This is a genomic window from Actinoplanes flavus (genome assembly GCF_017592555.1).
GTDB lineage: Bacteria > Actinomycetota > Actinomycetes > Mycobacteriales > Micromonosporaceae > Actinoplanes > Actinoplanes flavus.
Window position 1 is genome coordinate 49,917 of sequence record NZ_JAGFNS010000037.1, and the last position, 21,317, is coordinate 71,233.

A 21,317-nucleotide genomic window follows, 5' to 3' on the forward strand; every position below is an offset into this window, starting at 1 on the left:
CGCTGAAACAGCCCACAACCAGCCGGAGTCGATCGGCTGGCTCATTGCGCTGCCGCGCCCGAGCCGCAACGTCTCCACAGCCAGCCGCGAAGATCCGGCTGGCTCCGAGCGCTGTCTCGCCCATGCCGACGGCCCCCACAACCAGCCGGAGTCGATCGGCTAGCTCCCAGCGCTGTCTCAACGCCGCGGAAACAACCTCCACAACCAACCGAAGTCGATCGGCTAGCTCCCAGAGCTGTCTCAACGCCGCTGAAACAGCCCACAACCAGCCGGAGTCGATCGGCTGGCTGTCAGTGCTGTCTCCACGGTGCTGAGGCAGCACTGAGGACCGGCTGGACAAGATCGGCTTTCCGGACACCGTTGCTGATCCGGGCGGCGTCGCGTGACGAAGACGACAGCGATCCATGACCGGTCGGCGGGGTGTTCCGGGCGAGACTCTGGAAGTGCAATGGGATCATGCGGCTCTGCTGCTGGCCGGCGGTGTCGGATCCGGGCTGACCGGTTCGATGGCCGGGCTGGCCTCGCTGATCAGCTATCCGACCCTGCTGGCCGTGGGGCTCCCGCCGATCGCCGCGAACGTGACGAACTCGGTGGGTCTGCTCGCCAGCGGCGCCGGCTCGGCCGCCGGTTCCCGGGTGGAGCTGCGCGGGCAGGGGCCGCGGATCCTGCGGCAGAGCGGCTACGCACTGCTCGGCGGCACCGTCGGCGCGATCCTGCTGATGAACACCACGGCCACCGTGTTCGAACGGATCGTGCCGGTGCTGATCGCCCTAGCCGCGCTGGTGCTGCTGCTGCGCGACCGGCTGCGCGGCTGGTACACCCGGCCGAAAGCCCGGTTCACCCAGCCGCCACTGGGCCTCGCGGTGTTCCTGATCGGCGTCTACGGCGGCTATTTCGGGGCGGCCGCCGGCGTACTCATGCTGGCCGTCCTGTCGATGTCGGTGGTCGAACCGCTCGCCGTGAGCAACGCCGTGAAGAGCGTCGTGCTGTGCGCGTCGAACGCGGCCGCCGCGATCCTGTACGCGGTGGTCGCCCCGGTGCACTGGGCCGCCGCCCTGCTGCTGGGCCTGGGCTGCCTGATCGGTAGCTGGATCGGCCCGTCCCTGGTCCGCCGCACCCCGGAACGCCCCCTGCGCATCGTGATCGCGCTGGCCGCCCTGGGCCTGGCCTGCTACCTCTGGATGGACGCCACCTGACCCGCTTCCGCAGTGGCGGCCCGCGACGACCTGCCGCGGCCGGAGCCCCTGAAACTGTCGGTCTGGCCGCGCCGCGGCCGGCCACCGGAACTGGTCGAGGGCACCGCCCCGCGCTGACCAGGATCCTCACGGTCGCCGGCTGACCGGCCGGCGACCATGTCAGTCGGCATGACGCAGCTCCGCATACCGTCCGGCGTGATAGACCAGCGGCGTCTCCGACTCGCCCAGCCCGTGCTCGCCGTCGAGCGGGCTGGCCAGAACGATCGTGTGGTCGCCGGCCGGGACGCGGTCGACGACCCGGCAGACCAGCCGGGCCAGCACCCCGTCCAGCAGGGGCACCCCGTCCGGGCCCGGCCGCCAGGCGCCGTGCTCGGCGAGCCGGTCGATCCCCCGGGTGGAGAACGTCCGGGCCACGTGCTCCTGCTCCTGGCCGAGCACGTGCACGGCGACGATGTCCGCCGCCTCGACGGCCGGCCACGCCGAAGCGGTCCGGGCCAGGCAGAACGACACCAGCGGCGGGTCCAGCGAGACCGAGGTGAAGGAGGTGGCGGTGAAGCCGGTCGCCGGCTCACCCGGAGCGGTGATCACCACGACCGCCGCGGCGTGGCGGCGGAGCAGCTGCCGGAAGAGGTCGGTGTCCACGGCTCCGGTCGGTACGGTCTGCAGGGTCATGACGGGCCTCCATCTTGCTGGTGCACGAAGATCACATCAGAGCGGCCCCATCGCCACTCGGCCGGTCCGTCCAGCGTGTGATGCCCGAGGTCACGCGCTGCCCGGCCGGCACCACCGACGTTGCTCCCCGACCGGCGGTCGCGTCAACACGGTTCCCAAATCCTAGTAAACCGATAGGTTCACATTCACATCCGGCGGAGGGCGGCTCAGGATGCGGGCATGAGCGACGAGGACCCGTTCCACCGCGGGCCGCATCACATCGGGTCCCATTCACTGCACCCGGACACGGCCCAGACCAGCGGGATGCGGCGCGCCGAGGCGATCAGCGGCGCCACCGTGGGCAGCCGCGAACTCTGGATGGGACAGCCGCACGTGGACCACCACCCCACCAGGCCGTAACAGATGTGAACATGTGGGGATGACGATCCGCGTGGCGATGTGGTCGGGTCCCCGCAACATCTCGACAGCGATGATGCGCAGTTTCGGCTCCCGCGCCGACACCGTGGTCGCCGACGAGCCGCTCTACGCCCACTACCTGGCGATGACCGGTCTCGATCATCCCGGCCGGGAGGCGATCCTGGCCGCGCAACCGACCCGCTGGCCGGACGTGGCCCGATGGCTGACCGGGCCGCTGCCGGGCGAACCGGCCGTCTTCTACCAGAAACACATGACACACCACCTGCTGCCGGGGATCGACCGGGGCTGGCTGGCCGGGCTCCGGCACGCCTTCCTGATCCGGGAACCGGAGCGGGTGGTCGCCTCGTACGCGAAGGTGCGGGGCACGCCCACCCTCGAGGACCTCGGCTATCCGCAGCAGCGCGAGATCTTCCGCGCCTTCGGCGGCCCGGTGGTCGACGCGGCCGACGTGCTCCGCGACCCGGAAGGCACGCTACGGAATCTCTGTACCGGCCTCGGCTTCGCCTTCGACCCGGCGATGCTGGCCTGGGCACCGGGTCCCCGTCCCACCGACGGCGTCTGGGCACCACATTGGTACGCCTCCGTGCACGCCTCCACCGGCTTCGCCCCCTACGACCCGTCCCCCGCCGACGTCCCGCCGCACCTACTCCCGCTGGTCGACGCGGCCCGCCCGTACTACGAGGAACTGGCCGCCGCCCGCCCCCACTAACCTCGCCCCCTGCCCCACCGGCCCCGGCCCCGCCGCCCCGCCGTTCTGCCGCCCCGCCGTTCTGCCGCCCCGCCGTTCTGCCGTTCTGCCGGCCCGCCGTTCTGCCGTTCTGCTGGCCTGCTGTTCGGCTGGCCCGCTGCTCTGCTGGCCCGCCGCTCTGCCGCCCCGCCGCTCTGCCGCCCCGCCGCTCTGCCGCCCCGCCGTTCTGCCGCCCCGCTGCTCTGCTGGCCCGCTGCTCTGCCGACCCGCCGCTCCGCTGGCCCGCCGCTCCGCTGGCCTGCTGCTCCGCTGGCCCGCTGCTCTGCTGGTTCGCTGCTTCGCTGACCCGCCGCTTCGCTGACCACTGCCCCGCTGGCCTAATGTCCGCAGCTAGCCGCGCACCCACCCTCTCTCCCGCGATCTTGGACGCCCCACCACCGAAATCGGCGGCCGACCCCACAAGGTCCAGAATGGTCACGCAACCGCCGCAACAGCCTCCACAATCTTGGACGCCCCACCACCGGAATCGGTGGCCAACTCCACAAGATCCGAAATGGTCACGCAACCGCCGCAACAGCCTCCGCGATCTTGGACGCCCCACCACCGGAATCGGTGGCCAACTCCACAAGATCCGAAATGGGCACGCAACCGCCGCAACAGCCTCCGCGATCTTGGACGCCCCACCACCGCAATCGGTGGCCGACCCCACAAGATCCGAAATGGGCACGCAACCGCCGCAACAGCCTCCACAATCTTGGACGCTCCACCACCGCAATCGGTGGCCAACTCCACAAGATCCAGAATGGGCACGCAACCGCCGCAACAGGCTCCGCGACCTTGGGCGCCCGACCACCGGAATCGGTGGCAGAACGTCCAAGATCGCGCCGAGGATGGGCGCAAGACGGCGCAAGACAGGTGAGGAGCGCCGGACGAAGGGCGGTTAGGTGAGGGCCCGGAGCAGGCGGGTGCCGTGGGTGGCGGCGTGCGACTGGTAGAGCTTGGCCATCCGGGTGGTGAGCGAGCCGACCGCGCCAGAACCGATGACGCGGCCGTCGATGGTCGTCACGGCCGCGATCTCGCCCATGGTGCCGGTGCAGAAGACCTCGCTCGCGGCGTACATCTCGGTCAGGGAGATGTCGCGGACGGTGGCCGGGATGCCGTGTTGGCCGGCCAGGTCGAGGACGGTCTGGCGAGTGATGCCCTCCGGGCAGGCGGCCGTGGTCGGGGTGATCAGGGCGCCTTCGGTGACCGCGAACAGGTGGGTGGCGTTGGTCTCGGCGACGAAACCGCGCTGGTCGAGCATGAGGGCGTCGTCGGCGCCGGCCGCGTTCGCCTCGATCTTGGCGAGAATCGAGTTGAGCAGGTTGTTGTGGTGAATCTTGGGGTCCAGGACGTCCGGTGCCGGGCGGCGGATGCTGGAGGTGACCAGGGTCAGGCCGCCGGTGTCGTAGACCGGGGGCTTGTGCTCGGCCAGCACGATCAGCGTCGGGCCGGTGGTGTTGAGCCGCGGGTCCATGCCGCTGGTCAGCTTCACCCCACGGGTCAGGGTGAGCCGGATGTGTACGCCGTCGGACATCTCGTTGGCCCGCAGCGTGCGGGTGATCGCGTCGATGATCGTGTCGTCGGCCGGGATGCCGGTGAAGCCCAGCGCACACGCCGAGCGGCGCAGCCGGGACAGGTGCGCGGCGAGGCCGAAGATCGCTCCCTGGTAGAGGCGCAGGCCCTCCCAGACCGCGTCGCCGCCCTGGACCACCGAGTCGAAGGGGGACAGTCCGGGCTGGTCACGGTGCAGCAACTCGCCGTTGACCCAGTAGACGATGTCCGCGTTGCGCTCGTCGTACCGCTGCAGCATCGGGTCAGCATACGGAGCTCACCGGGGCCGGGGGGGCCCCGGGGGGGGGGGCGGGGCCCCCCGCCCGGGCGGACCCCCCCCCCCGCGGGGGGGGGGCCTGGGGGGGGCGGGGACGACCCGGGGGACCGTCATCCGGTAGTACGGAGCGGAGATCGGGAACGCTCACCCCGTACCGAAGAAGAATCAGGCCCGGCCACCCGCGACCGAAACCTGGCGACGGGCCAGGTCCTGCAGGATCTCGGCCGTCGCAGACGTGCCGAAACGCGTCACGCCGACGCCGGCCATCGCGATCATCGCGTCCAGGGTCCGCACCCCGCCGGACGCCTTGACCTGCACCTTCGCCGAGACGGCCGAGCGCATCAGCGCAAGGTCGTCGATGGTGGCGCCGTGTGGCGCGAATCCGGTGGAGGTCTTCACGAACGCCGCGCCGGCGCGCTCGGCGGCCCAGCAGGCGGCCAGCTTCTCCTCGTCGGTGAGGTACGCCGTCTCGAGGATGACCTTGACGTGGGCGGCGCCGGCGGCCTTGACCACGAGGCCGATCTCGTGCTCGACGGCGGCGATGTCGCCGGAGCGCAGCCACCCGATGTTGAGGACCATGTCGATCTCGGACGCGCCCTGGTGCACGGCGAGCTCGGTCTCGGCGATCTTGATCCCGGTGGGCATGTCGCCGTGCGGGAAGCCGACGACCGTGCCGACCGCGACGTTCGTGCCGCGCAGCAGGTCGACGGCGACGGTCACGTCACACGGGCGGACGCAGACCGAGGCGACGTCGTACTTCTTGGCGATCGCGCAACCTTCACGCAGGTCCTCCAGGGTGAACTCGGGACGGAGGATGGAATGGTCGATCATCTTGGCGATCTGCGGCACGGTGAAATTCATGGCACCGAACAGTAGCTGTCTAGACAGGTAGCTGTCTAGACAGGTTCGGGGGATCGGTATGGTGGCGGCATGTCCGGGGATCCCGATTTCGCGCCACGCTACTTCCGCATCGAACAGTCGCTGCGCGCGCTCATCGCCAAGTCCCGGCCGCACGACCCGCTGCCGTCGGAACCCGAACTCGCCCGCGAACACGGCGTCAGCCGGATGACCGCCCGCGCCGCGGTCACCCAGCTGGTCAACGACGGCCTCGTCTACCGGGCCCCGGGCCGCGGCACGTTCGTCGCGGTGCCCAGCGGGCCGCGCCGCGCCGACCACCTCATCCGGCTCAGCGAGGAGATCCGCAAGCAGGGCCGACGGCCCTGGGCCAAGGTGGTGGTCGCCGAACTGCGCGCGCCCACCGCCATCGAGGCGACGCGCTTGCGGCTCCGCCGCGGTGACGTGTACGCGATTCATCGTGTTCGCTTCGCCGACGAGGAGCCGATCGCGTACGAGCGGGCCATCTACCCGGGCGGCATCCCGGGACTGCTGGACGCCGACCTGTCGCTGTCGGTCCACGAGGCGCTGGTCAAACTCGGACACACCCCGGTCCGGGGTACGGCGACGATCGGCGCGCAGTCGGCCACCGAGGAGGATGCGCGGGAGCTGGATGTGCCGGTCGGGTCGGCCCTGCTGGTGGAGGAGCGGTTGATCCTCGACCAGCATGAGCGGCCGTTGGAGCTGAGCGAGTCACGGTACGCGGCGGACCGCTACCGCCTCGACGTCGCCTTCGGCGTCGAGCCGCTGATCGGATAGCGCCGCCACGCCCCTCCGATCCGCCACCTTCCGCCCGGACCGCTCCGCTCTCCGTCCGACCGCCCTCCGTTTCACACGCGCTGATCCAGTAGGTGCAGTGGGGCCGCCCCGATCCCGGCATCGTCCAGCGCGCTCCGGTAGGCGGCCGCCATCTCGGCCGTGACCGGGCCGGTGACCAGCGGCAACTCCGGGCGCGCCGCATGCAGCAGCGACTCCAGCCGACAGGACGCGATCGCACCCGGCAACTGGACGGCGACCGCCGGCAGCCCCTCCGCCACCGTCTGGCGGATCTCCCCACAGTCGAGCAGCCCGCCGCCGGCGATCAGCACGTCACCGCGCTGCCGCATCCGGGCCAGCGCCCGGCCGGTGTCGAAGCAGTGCGGGAACGAATCGTCGACCAGAATCGTGCCGGGCCGCAGCCGGTCCACGTCCAGGGTGCCCGGGCCGCCGCTGGTGGCGGCCACGATGACGTCCGCCGGGTACACGCCCGCCGGGCTCAGCACGATCGACGTGGGCACGTCCAGGGTGGCGGCCAGCTCGGCGAGACGGCTCGCGGCGGACGGCAGATCACCAAGGATCAACCTCGCCGGCCGGTGATCCTCTTCGGTCAGCAGAAGCCGCAGTGACGAGGTTCCTATGGACCCGACTCCTAGGATCGCGACGGTGCATTCGCTCAACTTCCGCCCACTCGTCATCCGTCCCGGCGCGGCCACCGCGGCCACCGTCGTGCGCACGACCGAAGCGGCGGTCACGGCATGGCCGGTGGTCAGGCTGATTCCCGAGCGGAGGTACGGCGTGAGCGCCCCGCCGTAGCCGGTATGCGCCGGGATCATGCCCGCCAGCGAGACGGTGCGCGCTCCGTGGGCGGCCGCCAGGTCCGCGGCGGTGGCGGCGTCTTCGGCCAGCCCGGGGCGGGTGAGCTCGTCGGCGAACCGGGGCAGCGCGAAGAACCCGGACCTACCCAACGGGGTGTCGGCGATCTCCAGCAGTCGGGGGCGGCCGCCCGGAAAGAGAGCCTCCCGAATCGTCTCCCGGTCCAGCGCAGGCAGAACCCGCCGAATCGCCTCCGGAAGTCCCGTGGCGAGGGCCGCGAGGTGCCCAGGCGCCGGCAGATAGCCGACAAGCGCAGCATCCAGCCCTACCCCCTCCTGAACCTTGGACCTTTTCCCACCGCCCCCGGCAGCAACCCGACCAAGATCCACAGGTGCCGGCTCCGACGGCGACCCTTCACTCACCCCGCCCTCGACCTTGGACGTTTCCCCACCACTTACGGTGGCCGAAGGCCCAAGATCCGCAAGTAGGGGTCCCGGCCGCAGCCCTTCACCCACCCGCTCCTGGATCTTGAACGCTCCGCCACCGCCACCGGTGGCAACTCGCCCAAGATCCGCACTCGTGGACCCCGGTCGCGCCTCCTCACCCACGCCCACCTCGATCTTGGACGTTCCCCCACCCCCAACGGTGGCCGAACGCTCAAGATCCGCAAAAGCGGTTCCCCGCCGCAGCCCCTCGCCCCCCTGCTCCCCGATCTTGAACGCTTTCCCACTGCCACCGGTAGCAAGCCGTCCAAGATCCACGGGCGCCAGCTCCGACCGCGACCCCTCACTCACCTCCCCCTCAACCTTGGACGCCTCCCCACCGCCGACGGTGGCCGAACGTCCAAGATCCGCGAGAACAAGTCCCGACCGCAGCCCCTCGCCCCCCTGCTCCCCGATCTTGAACGCTTTCCCACCGCCTCCGGTAGCAACTCGTCCAAGATCCACGGGCGCCAGCTCCGACCGCGACCCCTCACTCACCTCCCCCTCAACCTTGAACGCCTCCCCACCGCCGACGGTGGCCGAACGTCCAAGATCCGCGAGAACAAGTCCCGACCGCAGCCCCTCGCCCCCCTGCTCCTCGATCTTGAACGCTTTCTCACCGCCTTCGGTGGTCGAGCGTCCAAGATCTGCGGTGGAGTGGGTCGTCAGGGCGGCGGTCAACTCGGCCGTTAGGTGCGCCACCTCGTCGGCGGGAAGGCGGGACCGGAGAGTCAGGCGCAGTGCGCCGTTCCGCGTCGGGCGCACTGCCAGCAAAACTTCCGTGCCTGGAGGAAGGGCCAGTTCGGCGTCCGAGTCGTCGTCCCAGGACATACGCAGCGTTCGACCCGACAGGTCGCCGAGCGCGCCGAAATCCAGGTGGGTGAAGAAGTATCGCCAGCCACGTGGCGCAGTGAACATCCGCGTCCGGGCGTCGTCGACCGCGGCGGCCACCTCGGCAAGCCCGGCATCCGCACCGGGCCGGACCGCAACGGCCGTCGCGCACGGCCCGAAGATCCGGCCCAGATCCGGTACGGCATGATCGCGACCGGTCACCGCCACGCCGATCACCAGGCCGGAGTCGGACTCCGAGCTGGGGCCAGACTCCGAGCCGCGACCGGTTACCGGGCCGGGAGCGGTTACCCAGCCCGGGCCGGGCTCCGAGCCGAAGCCGAACTCCGAGCCAGAGCCAGACTTCGGGCCGGGAACGGCTACCGGGCCGGGAACGGCTACCGGGCCGGGAACGGCTACCGGGCCGGAGGCGATCACCGGGCCAGCTACCGGGCCGGGAACGGCTACCGGGCCGGGAACGGCTACCGGGCCGGGAACGGCTACCGGGCCGGGAACGGCTACCGGGCCGGGAACGGCTACCGGGCCGGGAACGGCTACCGGGCCGGGAACGGCTACCGGGCCGGAGGCGATCACCGGGCCAGCTACCGGGCCGGGAACGGCTACCGGGCCGGAGGCGATCACCGGGCCAGCTACCGGGTCGGAGCCGGCTACCGAGTCGGGGCCGGCTACCGAGTGGAGCCGGCCGGTGGTCAGAGCGAGCGCCCGGTGGTATGCGGTGAGCACCGGCACGAACGGCGTGACCCCGTTCGCGGCGGCGTGTGCTCGCAGCGCCGCCACCTGGGCCGCGCTGATTGTGAACCCGGCGTTGACAATTTCTCCCCCGGTGGTGATTCGCCCACCGTCACCGAGCACGGTCTCCAGCGGCACACCACGCAGATGTTCGACGTACTCGCGGAAGGTCGCGCGCAGCGGGTTCAGCGCCTTCCCGTCGTACAGGGCGAGCAGTTCCCGCATCAGAAGCGCGGTGCTGTACCCGTCACCGACCAGATGGTGCGCGTGCACCAGCAGGACGTGCTCCTCCGGCCCGTATCGGAGCAGCCGCAACCGCACGAGCGGCCATTCCGCCGGGTCGAACCGATGTTCCCGCTCGGCCGCCAGTTCTTCGCCGAGTGCCCGCGGTTGCGCCTGGTAGCCGACGGTCAGGCGGGCGAGCGGATGTTCCCGCTGCACCGGCGGCCGGGCGTCGCGGGGGAACACGGTCCGCAACATCGGATGCCGAGCCACCAGCACGTCCACCGCACGCTGGAACCGGTCGAGGTCGAGCGGCCCGTGCACGCGCGGCGCGGCCAGCCAGGTCGACGCCGCACCGACCGCGTCCGCGAACAGAAACCCGCGCTGAGTGAGGCTGACCGGAAAGTCCCCACCCGGTCCATCCGCGACGGTCCCGGCTCCCGAAACAGAAGCATCACTCGGATCGGCGGGTCCGGCTCCCACAACCGAAGCGCCTGCGGACTCGGAAACACCAACTCCCACGACGTAAGCGGCTGCAGACTCGGAAACACCAACTCCCGCAACGTAAGCGGCTGCAGACTCGGAAACGCCAGCTCCCACAACCGGAGTGACTGCGGACAGCGAAACGTCAGGTCCCGCAACAGAAGCGATGGCGGCCTCGGAAACGCCAACTCCCGCTACGGAACCGACAGAAGCGGCCGCAGGCTCGGAAACGCCGGCTCCCGCTACGGAAGCCGGATCCGCCGGCTCCGGTACGGCGGCGGGTTCGGGGACGAGCTCGTCCAGGGCGGAGGCGAGCGCGGCGACCGTACGACATCGATAAACGACCGTGGGTCGCGGCAGTGAGGCCCGGTGTTCCGCCAGGCTCGCGAAGAGCTCGAGCACCCCGATCGAGTCGCCGCCGAGGGCGAAGAAGTCGTCGTCACGACCGACCGGTGTGACGCCGAGCTGCTTTTCCCAGAGCGACGCGAGCAGGCGTTCGGTGTCGGTGACCGGCGGCGGGCTCGCCGCCCGGGCCAGCGACGCGCGGTCGATCTTGCCGGTCGCGGTGAGCGGCAGGTCGGCCATCACTTCGATGCGAGACGGTACGAGGTACGCCGGAAGCAGCCCACCCAGATGGGAACGCAACTCGTCGCCGGAAACCGTCGACCGTACCCAGGCCAGAAGGCGGCCGCCCTCGACCCGTACCGCCGCCCGCTCCACCGCCGGATGCGCCCGGAGCACCGCCTCGACCTCGCCCGGCTCGACCCGGTACCCGTGCAGTTTCACCTGGTCGTCGACTCGCCCACGGAACCACAGCAGCCCGTCGGCGTCACGGACCGCCCGGTCGCCGCTGCGGTACCACCGCCGCCCGTCTCGCTCCACGAACGCCGCGGCCGTCTGCTCCGGGTCGTCGAGATAGCCGTCGGCCAGCCCGATCCCGCCGATGTACAGCTCACCGACCACGCCGTCTCGGCACGGCCGCCCGTCCTCGCCGATCACCTCGACGACCGCACCACCGACCGGCCGCCCGATCGGCAGGTGGGTGGCGTCGTCGGCGGGCCGGGCGGTGATCGGATGCCAGGTGGCGTTGATCGTCGTCTCGGTGGGGCCGTACAGGTTGGTGATCCGCTGCTCCGGCCCGAACCGGTCGAACCATCGCCGCACGTGCGCCGGCGACAGCTCCTCACCGCCCACGTGCACCCAGCGCAGCCGCAGGTCAGCGGTGCTCTTCTCGGCGGCGGTCAGCAGGCGTTCCCACAGTGTCGGCACCGAGCTCCAGACCGTCACCCGGTCCCGGGCGAGCCGGTCCAGGAGCAGTTCGGGATCGCGTACCGTGTCCCGGTCCCAGGCCACCACGGTCGCCCCGGTCAGCAGCGGCGCCAGAAGCTGCCGCACCGACGCATCGAAGCATATCGACGCGGTCTGCGCGAGCCGGTCACCCGCCCGGTAGCCGAAAGTCGCGATCGACCAGTCCAGATAGTTGATCATCGACCGATGCGTGACGGCCACGCCCTTCGGGCGACCGGTCGACCCCGAGGTGAAGATGACGTACGCGGTATCGCCCGGCTCGACGTCCCGGCCCGGCCCCGATCCGCTCCCACCGACCCGCCGGCCCAGCCCCGATCCCCTCTCACCGGACCCCCGGCCCAGCCCCGATTCCCTCTCGCCGGACCCCCGGCCCGGTGCCGATCCGCTCTTGCCGACCCCCCGGCCCAGCACCGACCCCCTCTCGCCGACGTCGACCAGCGTGAACGCGTACCCGTCGAGGATCGTCCGGTGCTCCGCGCCGCAGACCACGACGCCCGCCTCGGCCCGGCTGAGTTGGTCGGCCAACCGGGCGGGCGGATGCGCGCCGTCCAACGGCACCCAGGCCGCGCCGGCCTTGAGAATGCCGACCAGCCCGATCACGGTGTCCGCGCCGGGCCCGGTGAGCAGGCCGATCCGCCGCGCCCCGGTCTCCGCAAGCCGCCCGGCCAGCCGGTCCGACGCGAGGTCCAGCTCCCGATAGCTGAGCGGCGCGCCGTCAGTCAACACGGCAATTCCTTCAGGGGTACGTGCGCACTGCGCCCGAATCCGCACCACAACCGACTCAGAACCCGCCGCCGCGTCCACTCTCCCCGTGTCGACTACACCGCCCACATCGACCGCATCACCCGAATTGACCGCACCGACAACGTCAACGGCACCGCTCAGGTCGGCTGCATCGTTCAGGCCTGCACCGCTCGGGTCGGCTACATCACCCGCATTGACTGCACCGCTCAGGTCGACTGCACAACCAACGCTGACCGCGCTCCCCTGATTGACTGCACCGCTCGAATTGATTGCACCGCTCGAATTGACCGAGCCACACGCGTTGACCGAACCACCCGGATCGACTGCGCCGTTCGGCTTGACTGCACCGCACGGGTTGACTGCACCATCCACGTTGACCACGCTGCTCGCATTGACCGCATCGCTCGGGTCGACCGCACCATCCACGTTGACCGCGTTGCTCGCGTTGACTGCACCATCCACGTTCACCACGCCAGCTGCATCGACCGCATCGCTCGGGTCGACCGCACCGCTCGGGTTGGCCGCACCGCTCGGGTCGGTCGCACCATCCACGTTGACAGCGATGCTCGGGTTGACTGCACCGCTCGAATGGACTGCACCACCCACGTTGACCACGCTGCTCGCATTGACTGGACCGTTCGGGTTGACTGCATCACCGGCATTGACCGAATCAACCGGATCGACTGCGCCGTTCGGGTTGGTGGCATCATTCGCGTTGACCGCGCCACTCCCGTTTAGCGCACCACTCGCGTTGACCGCATTGCTCGGGCTGACCGCATTGGCTGGGTTGATCGCATTAGCTGGGTTGACTGCACCGGCCGCTTCGGCTGCATTGACTGTGGTGGCCGCTAGTTGGTCTCGGTCCTCGACTGTCGCCGCCTCTGCGATGGCTGTGATCTCTGCCAGGTGCTCTGTGGCGAGGCGTTCCACGGTGGCTGCCTTGAACAGGGTCTCCGGATAGTTCCAGGAGAAGTGCAGCGCGCCCCGCGACTCGAAGCAGACCAGGCCTAGCCGGGTGGCCGCCGACGCACTGCCGGCTGTCACGGCGACCACGTTTGCTCCAGTGATGCCCGCGTTCGGGAACCGCGCGAAACTGAAACCGGCCGGGCTCGCCGTCCGCGGTCCGGCACCGTTCGCCGTCAGCATTCGAGCCAGATCCACGGTAGACAGAGAACCGTGGCGTTCGCCGTCGAGCCAGACATTCCGCAGTCGTGCCGCCAGCCCGACCGCCGTCTCCCCGGCTCGCACCTCGGCGAGCACCGGCAGGCTGTCCGCGAACGGTCCCACCATCCGCTCCACACCTGCCAGCCGCGCGGTCCGCCCGGCCCGCGCCACCGAAACCGGAACCGCCGACTGCCCACTCCAGCGCGCCAGACACCGGACATATCCGGCTAGGAGAAGATGAAAAACGGACACTCCGGCTTCCCGGGCATGGGCGGTCAGGCGACGGCTCAGTGCTTCTTCCAAAACCTTCTGCTGTACGGCGTAAGCGCCCTGCGGCTCCCCATCCGGATCCCCGTCGAACGGCAGGGCCAGTCGCGGATAACCGGCCAGTGCGTCACGCCAGTAGGCGACGTCCTCCCCGCTCGGGCCGTCCCGCCGCGCCTCATGATCGGCGAAGGTGGCCGCCGGAGCCGCCGCGACCTCTCCCCCACCGTAGAGTTTCCACAGCTCATCGCCGAGAACGGCGATGCTGTACCCGTCCGCGGCAGCATGGTGTACCACCAGAATCACATGCGCCCGCTCCGCGCTCTCGACCGCGAGCACCGCCCGAATCGGCGCCTCACGCCCCAGGTCGAACGGCCAATTCCGCAACTCGGCGTCAACCCTCTCCAGCGCCGCCCGAAGTCCCGCTTCGCCGGCACCGCGTGCGCCGACCGTCGCTTCGGCTGCGGCGCCGGGTTTGGACAGGTCGGTGACCGTGAACCATTTCGGTCGGCCGGAGGTGGGAGCTGTGAAGCGCTGTCCGTTCGGCCCGAAACGTACGCGGAGCATCGGATGGCGCCGTTGCAGCTCGGTGAAGGCCTGACTCAGCCGCTCCACGTCGATCGGGCCGTGCAGGGTTTGGCGTACATACGCGTAGGCGGGCACCTCCGGGTACAGCCGTCCGGTGGTGACGAAGGCTCGCTGTACCGGGCTGAACGGGAACTCCACCGGACCCACGAGCCGAGCCGTCAGCTCGTCGATGGTCCGGGTCTCGAAGAACAGGGTCGTGGACAGGGTCCGGCCCAGTCGCCGTTCCAGCTCTTTGACCAGGTCGACGGCGGTGAGCGAGTCCAGGCCGAGGGCCAGGAACGGCTCATCGGTTCTGATCGTCTCCGGGTCCCGGCCCAAAGGCGCGGCCAGAAGCTCCCGCACCATCGCTACCAGCTCGTCCGGGCCCGGCCCAGTCACGCGGTCGTCCGCGCGTCCCGGTCCGAACGCGTCGCCGGACCAGACCCGTGCGCCTGCCGCGTGCCCGGAACCTGGGACCTCGCCGCGCCAAGCCGGAACACCCTCGGCAGCCGACACATCGCCACGCCACGCCGGAACACCCTCGGCAGCCGACACATCGCCACGCCACGCCGGAACAGCCTCAGCAGCCGACACCCCGCCGTGCCTGGCCGGAACAGCCTCGGTGGCCGGGAACTCGCCACGCCGAGCCGGAACACTCCCCGCAGCCGGGACCTCGCCACGCCTGGCCGGAACAGCCTCGGTGGCCGGGAACTCGCCACGCCGAGCCGGAACACTCCCCGCAGCCGGGAACTGGCCACGCCTGGCCGGAACAGCTTCGGCGGGCGGGAACTTGCCAGGCCTAGCCGGAGCGCTCTGCGTGGCGCCGGGAGTGGGGGGTTCGCCGTGCCAGGGGGGTGTGCTTTGGGCGTACCCCTGCTGGGTTTGAATTGATTTGTGGGTGAACGGCCCGGTGGTGGGTAGCTGGTTCGGTGCCGGAAGCGGAACGTTCGCTGATCGGTGGGGGTGTGTTCTTGTCGCCGGGGTGACCAGGACCTGGGAGACGCCGAGCCTCATCGCTTGCCAGAGAGTTGCCGGGAGCTGTTCGATCGGCAGTCCGGCGCCGGCGGTCAAGCCGTGGCTTGTGGCCAGACCGCCGCCGGTCAGCGGTGGCAGATTCACCGATACGAAACGGCGGCCGGCCATTGTCTCGGCGGCGGCCAAGGTGTCCAGGTGGACGTTGGCGGCGACGTAGTCACCCAGGGCGCCGGCCAATCCGGGAGTCACCGCCGAGATCGAGGACAGGGCCACCACCGGGGGGCGATGATCGCCCAAGGCGTGCAGGAGAAGGCGGGTACCGTCCACCTTGGCGGCCAGGCCGGCGGCCACCTCGTCCGGGGTCTTCGCTCGTAGGCTGCCCGGCCGCACCACCCCGGCTGCCTGCACCACCAGGTCGAACTTCCGGCCGGCTACCAAATCGGTCACGTCGGTGGGGTTGGTCAGATCCGCTGTACGGTATTCGGCCAGTGCGCCGAGCGCTCGCAGTTCGGCCAGGAGCGCCTGTGGTTCGGCTGAGCGGCCCGCGAGGAGCAGCTTCGGCCCGCGCCGATTCTGGTGTGCGGGTTCGGCGTGTGGCCGGCGGGCCAGGTGTCGGGCGATCTCCGCACCTACCGCCCCGGCTCCGCCGACGATGAGATAGCTGCCGTCGGGCGGGGGGATCAGCGGTTCGGCCGCCTGTGCCGGGGTGAACAGCCTGCCCAGCCGCCGTCCGGCCCGCCAGGCGACGATCTCCACGGGTCCGGCAGGTGGTGGTGCGGCCGTCTCCCGGTCGACGGCGGCGCGCTGTGCCTCCGGTGGGTCGTCTGAGCAGAGGTCCACGATTCGTACCCCGGCCCGGGGGTTCTCGTCGGCGAACGCCATCGCCAGCCCGGCCCAGACGGCGTGTTCCGGGTTCGGTCGTTCCGCCCCGGTGGGGTAGAGGTCTCGGGTGATCAGAAACAGACGCGCTTCCGGGGGGACGGCAGTGATCGCTCGTAGCGCGTCGGACGCGACGCTGCCTTCGGCGATGACGATCGTGGCCTCTGCCGCGGTTTGTTCGCCAGTCGGTCCACTGGCGACTTCGGCTGGCTCTGAGGGCTGTCTCGAAGTGGCTGAGACAGCGCTGGCAGCCAGCCGGGGAGATCCAGCTGGCTCTGAGAGCTGAGTCGAAGTGGCTGAGACACCGCTGGGAGCCAGCTGGGGCGGTCCGAGCGGGGCCGAGGTCCAGACGGGGATGGCGAAGGTGGGTGACGGTGGGTCGGTCGCCCAGTAGCGGCGGCGCTGGAACGGGTAGGTGGGCAGGTCGACCCGCCGGGTTCCGGCGTCGAGGTGGGTGCGGTCGAGGGTGGCGCCGCGCAACCACAACCGGCCGGCGGTGGTCAGGACGGCGGCTGCGTCCAGACCGGCGTGCAGGACGACGACCGGTTCGGGGTCGGCGTGTGGGACGGCGGGTGCGAGGGCTAGGTCGGCATGCGGGAGGGCGGGTGGGGGTTTGGGGGCGACGTGCGAGACGTCGGATGCGGGGGCAGGGGCCGCGTGCGGGACGGCGGGTGCGGGGGCGGGGGCGGGGGCCATGGGCGAGACGGCGGGTACGGGGTTGGGGGCGGCGTGCGGGAGGGCAGGTGCGTCGAGGTGGGGGGACGGGACGGCGGGTGCGGGGTTGGCTTGCGGGAGAGGGCTTCGGCGTACGAGAGGGGAGAGAGTGACCGAAGCGCCGAGCTCGACCATGGTGTCGTAGCCGGCCGCGCGAAGCCGGCCGACCGCCGCCGCGAAACGCACCGGCCGCACCGCGTGATCTGCCAGGTAGGCGGCGTCGAAGGCCGCGCCCCACTCCCCCGTAACCGTGCTGACCTGCGGGATCGTGGCCGGCCGGGCGCTTGGGGCGAGGCGGGCGAGCGGGGCGGTGACCGGCTGCATGGACGGCGAGTGGAAGGCGTGTGAGACGGCGAGGCGGCGGGTGGTCACCCCGCGGGCCGCCAGTTCGGCTTCGGCCCGGGCGATGGCGTCGTGCGGTCCGGCCAGAACGATGCGGTCGGCAGCATTCTCGGCGGCGACGACGACCCCGGACGGCAGCGGCCCGACGTCAACGGCAGACGGCAGCGGCCCGACGTCAACGGCGGACGACAGGGGCCCGACGTCGACGGCAGACGACACCGGCCCGACGTCGACGGCAGACGGCAGGGGCCCGAGCCCGGTGGCGGACGACAGGGGCCCGAGCCCGGTGGCGGACGGCAGGGGCCCGAGCCCGGCGGCGGACGGCAGGGGCCCGATGGCGGCGGCGGGGGCTGCCACGGCGAGCATCGCGCCCGGCTCGGCGAGTTCGGCGGTGAGGCGGCCGCGTTCGGCGGCCAGGAGGACGGCTTCGACGGCGGTCATCCGGCCCGCGGATACGGCCGCGGCGAACTCGCCGACGCTGTGGCCGGTGACGGCGTCCGGCCGGATCCCGTTGGCGGCCAGCTGGGCGGCCTGCGCGACGGCGAACGCGACGACCAGCGGTTGGGTGACCTCGGTGCGGGCGAGTTCGGCGGCGGGGATGGCCGGGTCGGTGCACCATTCGGTCAGGGTTCGGCCGGCGATCGGCCCGGCCGCGGCGGACATCTCGTCGAGTGCGGCGCGGAAGGCCGGTGCGGTCGCGTAGAGTTCCGCGCCCTGGCCGGGTCGCTGTGTGCCCTGGCCGCCGAAGAGGAACGCGACGCGGGCGGGCCGGCCCAGCGGTGGGCCGGGCTCCACTGCGGCCAGTCGCTCGGCGAGATCATTTCCGGTCACCATCGCGATGCGGTACGGCCCCTCGTCCCGTGCGCCGGCAACGGTGGCGCAGACGTCCGCGAGCGATAGTCCGGGATGCGCCCGCAGGTGGGCCGCGAGTTGGGTGGCCGCCGCCCGGAGCCCGCCCGCCGATCGCGCCGAGAGCGTGAGCAGTCGTGGTTCCGTCTCGTCGCCCGGCGGGGAGGGAACCGGATCGGGTTCGGGGGCGGCGAGGATGACGTGGGCGTTCGTGCCGCCGAAGCCGAAGCCGTTGACGCCGGCGACCAGCGGACCGGTCCAGGGGCGGCGGGTGGTGGCCACCTCGAAGCCGGCCGCGGCCAGGTCGAAACGCGGCGACGGGCGTTCGTGGTGCAGTGACGGCGGGATCTCCCGGTGCTGGAGGGCGAGGATCACCTTCACCAGCGCGGGCATCCCCGCCACGTTGAGCAGGTGGCCGATGTTGGTCTTGACCGAGCCGACCAGGCGGGGCCGGCCGTCGCGCCGGGGCGGGAAGGCGTGGGCGAGCGACCGTGCCTCGATCGGGTCGCCGACGGGGGTGCCGGTGCCGTGGGCCTCCACATAGGTGACGTCTGCCGGGTCGACGCCGCTGTTGCGGTAGGCGTCGGCGATCACCTCCTGCTGGCGCAGCGGGTTCGGGGCCATCAGGCTCAGCGAGCGGCCGTCGTTGTTGACCGCGGTTCCGCGGACGACGGCCAGGATCCGGTCGTCGTGGGCGTCGGCGAGGCGGGTCAGGACCAGGGCGGCGCCGCCTTCGCCCGGTACGAATCCGTCGGCGTCCGCCGCGAATGCCCGGCACCGGCCGGTCGGCGACAGCGCCCGGGCGTCGCCGAGCAGGGTTTCGCCGGTGGCCGTCAGGTTGAGGTTGACGCCGCCGACCACGGCGATGTCGCAGTCGCCGGCGGCCAGGCTGAGGCGGGCCAGGTGCAGGGCGACCAGGGCCGAGGAGCAGGCGGTGTCCACGGCGAGCGCGGGTCCGCGCAGGTCGAGCAGGTGGGAGACGCGGGCGGCGATCAGGTTGCGCAGGGTGCCGGTGAGCGCGTGCGGGCCGTCGGCGCCGGTCATCAGTTCGGGGTAGCCGCTTTCGCCGACGGCCGCGAAGACTCCGATGCGGCGTCCCCGGCGGCGCGGTCCGGCGTATCCGGCGCGTTCGAGTGCCTCGTGAGCCAGTTCCAGGAAGATCCGCGCGTGCGGGTCGAGCAGGCGCGCCTCCTGGTCGCCGATGCCGAAGTATCCGGCGTCGAACAGGGCCGGGTCGTCGAGGAACGCTCCGTGGCCGCCGCCGGCCCACCGGTACACCGGGGTGACGCTGTCCCGTCCGGCGACCAGGTTCGCCCAGAACCGCTCGGGTGTGTCCGCGTCCGGGAACCGGCACGCCATCCCGATCACGGCGAGCCGTTCCGCTTCCGGCGTGGCCGCGTCCGGGAACCGGGACGCCATCCCGATCACGGCGAGCCGTTCCGCTTCCCGCGTGGCCGCGTCCGGGAACCGGGACGCCATCCCGATCACGGCGAGCCGTTCCGCTTCCCGCGTGGCCGGCGCCGCCGGTCCGGCCCCGGTCCGGGAGTGCGGAAGCAGGCGGTCGGCGAGTGCGGGCACGGTGGCGCAGTCACGCAGCGTCGCCGGGTCGAGGGTGTGGCCGAGCACGTCCTCCAGCCCGGCCAGCACCTCCATGGCCGCCAGCGAGGATCCGCCGATCGCCAGGAAGCGGTCGTCCGGCCCGATGGTCTCCGCCGGGACACGCAGCACCCGGGCCCAGACGGCGCGGACGAGCGCTTCCATCTCCGGCCGGGACGACGGCGCCGGCTCCGGCTCGCGCGGCGGAACCGGGTGTGTGACCGGGGCGGGCGCGGCGTGGTCGATGCGGTCGCGGAGCGCCTGACGTCGTAGTTTTCCGCTGGTGGTGCGGGCGAAAGCGCCGTTCGGCACGATCTGGGCCGTGACGCCGTCGTAGGCCAGGGCTTCGGCGATCCGGGCGCGGACCCGGGCGGCGAGGGTGGTGTCGGCCCGGACGGACGGCGCGGACAGGAACACCACGACCCGTTCGCGGCCGTCGGCCGGGTCGGTCGCGCCGACGACGGCGATGGGGCCGGGGTTCAGGCCGGGGGTGGCGGCCGCGACCTCCTCCAGGTCGGCGGCGTGGAAGGTGCGCCCGTTGACGAACAGGACGTCCTTGTGCCGTCCGGTGACGACGAGACGGCCGCCGCGCAGGAAACCGAGATCCCCGGTACGCAGCCAGGATCCGTCCCGTGCCGCGGCGGTGGCGTCCGCGGCCCGGTGGTAGCCGCGGCTGACGTTCGGGCCGCGCACCTGCACGTGGCCGACCAGGCATTCCTCCAGCACCTCGCCGTCGTCGCCGACGATCCGCAGCTCGCATCCGTGCATCGGGAACCCGGTGTCCATCAGTTCGACGGCGGGCGCGGTCTCGGGGAGGGGCAGGGCGACGCCGCGGGAGAGGGCGGCCCGGCTGAGGCGCAGCGGGGCGGCGGGGGCGCCGAGGGGTGGGCAGGTGACGGCGACGGTGGCCTCGGCCAGGCCGTACACCGGTTGCATGGCGGTGGGGGCGAGGCCCGCCTGGGTGAGCCGGGCCGCGAAGGTGCGCCAGACGGCCGGGGAGATGGGTTCGGCGCCGACCATGAGGAGGCGGACGCTGCTCAGGTCGAGGTCGTCGAGGACGGCGTCCGGCACCCGGCGGTTGACCAGGGCCAGGGCGAAGTTGGCCGCGGACAGCACGGTGCCCCGGTGGCGGGCGGTCTCGCGCAGCCAGATCTCGGGGCGTTTCGCGAAGGCGAGCGGGCTGATCCGGATCTGGCGGCAGCGGGCGTGCAGCGGGGCCAGGTGGGTGCCGATCAGGCCCATGTCGTGGAAGTAGGGCATCCAGGTGACGATCACGTCGTCGGCGGTCACCGAGCCGGCCCGGGTGGCCTGGGTGAGGTTGGCGACCACGTTGGCGTGGGTCAGTTCGACACCCTTGGGCGTGCCGGTGCTGCCGGAGGAGAACTGGAGGAAGGCGAGGTCGTCCGCGCGTACCGGGACGGGGGTGGCGAGGGGTGACGCTGCGCGGAGGTCGCGCGCGGAGAGCAGGGTCGCGCCGGGCGTGGCGACGTCGCCCGCCATTGGCGGGCGGTCCAGGTGACGCCAGACGGCGGCCAGGCGGTGCGGTTCCGGCGGCAGAGGCACCGGTACGACGCCCGCGTACACCGATCCCCAGAAGAGCCCGAGGAAGTCGGCGCTGTCGTCGGCGGTCACCGGCAGCGGGTCACCGGTGGTGAGCCCGGCGGCGCGCAGACCACCGGCGATGCGGAGGGCGTCGGCGTGCAGTTCGGCGAATCCGGTGAACCGGTCGTCGCCGCCGGCGTGGACGATGCCCTGATCGGGAGCTTCGGCCGCGGCCCGGACCAGCACATCGGTCAGCGTCATGATCGAACCCTACCGAGAGATGACATCTGTCATCGGGG

The 21,317-nt window shown here is 71.6% G+C and carries 8 protein-coding genes; 4 read left to right on the top strand and 4 right to left on the bottom strand.

Translation table 11 applies throughout. The features are described 5' to 3' along the window. The first annotated feature begins 443 nt into the window (after positions 1–443). Complete coding sequence (locus J5X75_RS38100; RefSeq protein WP_208472572.1) at positions 444–1,196, top strand: sulfite exporter TauE/SafE family protein; 753 nt, start codon at positions 444–446, stop codon at positions 1,194–1,196. 159 nt (positions 1,197–1,355) lie between these two features. Here the strand turns inward: J5X75_RS38100 and J5X75_RS38105 are convergent, their stop codons facing one another. Then, positions 1,356–1,868, bottom strand: coding sequence for a flavin reductase family protein (locus tag J5X75_RS38105; protein ID WP_208472573.1), 513 nt, complete (start codon positions 1,866–1,868; stop codon positions 1,356–1,358). 219 nt (positions 1,869–2,087) lie between these two features. On the opposite strand from J5X75_RS38105, the gene J5X75_RS38110 reads away from it, so the two are divergent. Next, the gene (locus J5X75_RS38110) at positions 2,088–2,267 is read left to right on the top strand and encodes a hypothetical protein (RefSeq protein ID WP_208472574.1); all 180 of its coding nucleotides are present in this window, start codon (positions 2,088–2,090) and stop codon (positions 2,265–2,267) included. 19 nt (positions 2,268–2,286) lie between these two features. Next, positions 2,287–2,994 (top strand): sulfotransferase-like domain-containing protein, encoded by a 708-nt coding sequence (locus tag J5X75_RS38115; protein WP_208472575.1) that lies wholly within the window; start codon positions 2,287–2,289, stop codon positions 2,992–2,994. Between the two features lie 919 nt (positions 2,995–3,913). Here the strand turns inward: J5X75_RS38115 and J5X75_RS38120 are convergent. Together J5X75_RS38120 and deoC are read right to left on the bottom strand one after the other, a co-directional pair. Next, entirely contained in the window at positions 3,914–4,825 is a 912-nt protein-coding gene (locus J5X75_RS38120; protein ID WP_208472576.1) for an aminotransferase class IV, read from the bottom strand. A gap of 183 nt (positions 4,826–5,008) precedes the next feature. Next, the gene (gene deoC / locus J5X75_RS38125) at positions 5,009–5,704 is read right to left on the bottom strand and encodes a deoxyribose-phosphate aldolase (RefSeq protein ID WP_208472577.1); all 696 of its coding nucleotides are present in this window, start codon (positions 5,702–5,704) and stop codon (positions 5,009–5,011) included. A gap of 69 nt (positions 5,705–5,773) precedes the next feature. Here deoC and J5X75_RS38130 point away from each other — a divergent pair, with 69 nt between their 5' ends. Next, positions 5,774–6,496 carry a GntR family transcriptional regulator gene (locus tag J5X75_RS38130; RefSeq protein WP_208472578.1) on the top strand — a complete coding sequence of 241 codons (723 nt, stop codon included), beginning with the start codon at positions 5,774–5,776 and terminating at the stop codon, positions 6,494–6,496. A gap of 71 nt (positions 6,497–6,567) precedes the next feature. Here the strand turns inward: J5X75_RS38130 and J5X75_RS38135 are convergent, their stop codons facing one another. Then, positions 6,568–21,279: a non-ribosomal peptide synthetase/type I polyketide synthase gene (locus tag J5X75_RS38135; RefSeq protein WP_208472579.1), complete on the bottom strand. Its 14,712-nt coding sequence runs from the start codon at positions 21,277–21,279 to the stop codon at positions 6,568–6,570. Positions 21,280–21,317: the final 38 nt, after the last annotated feature.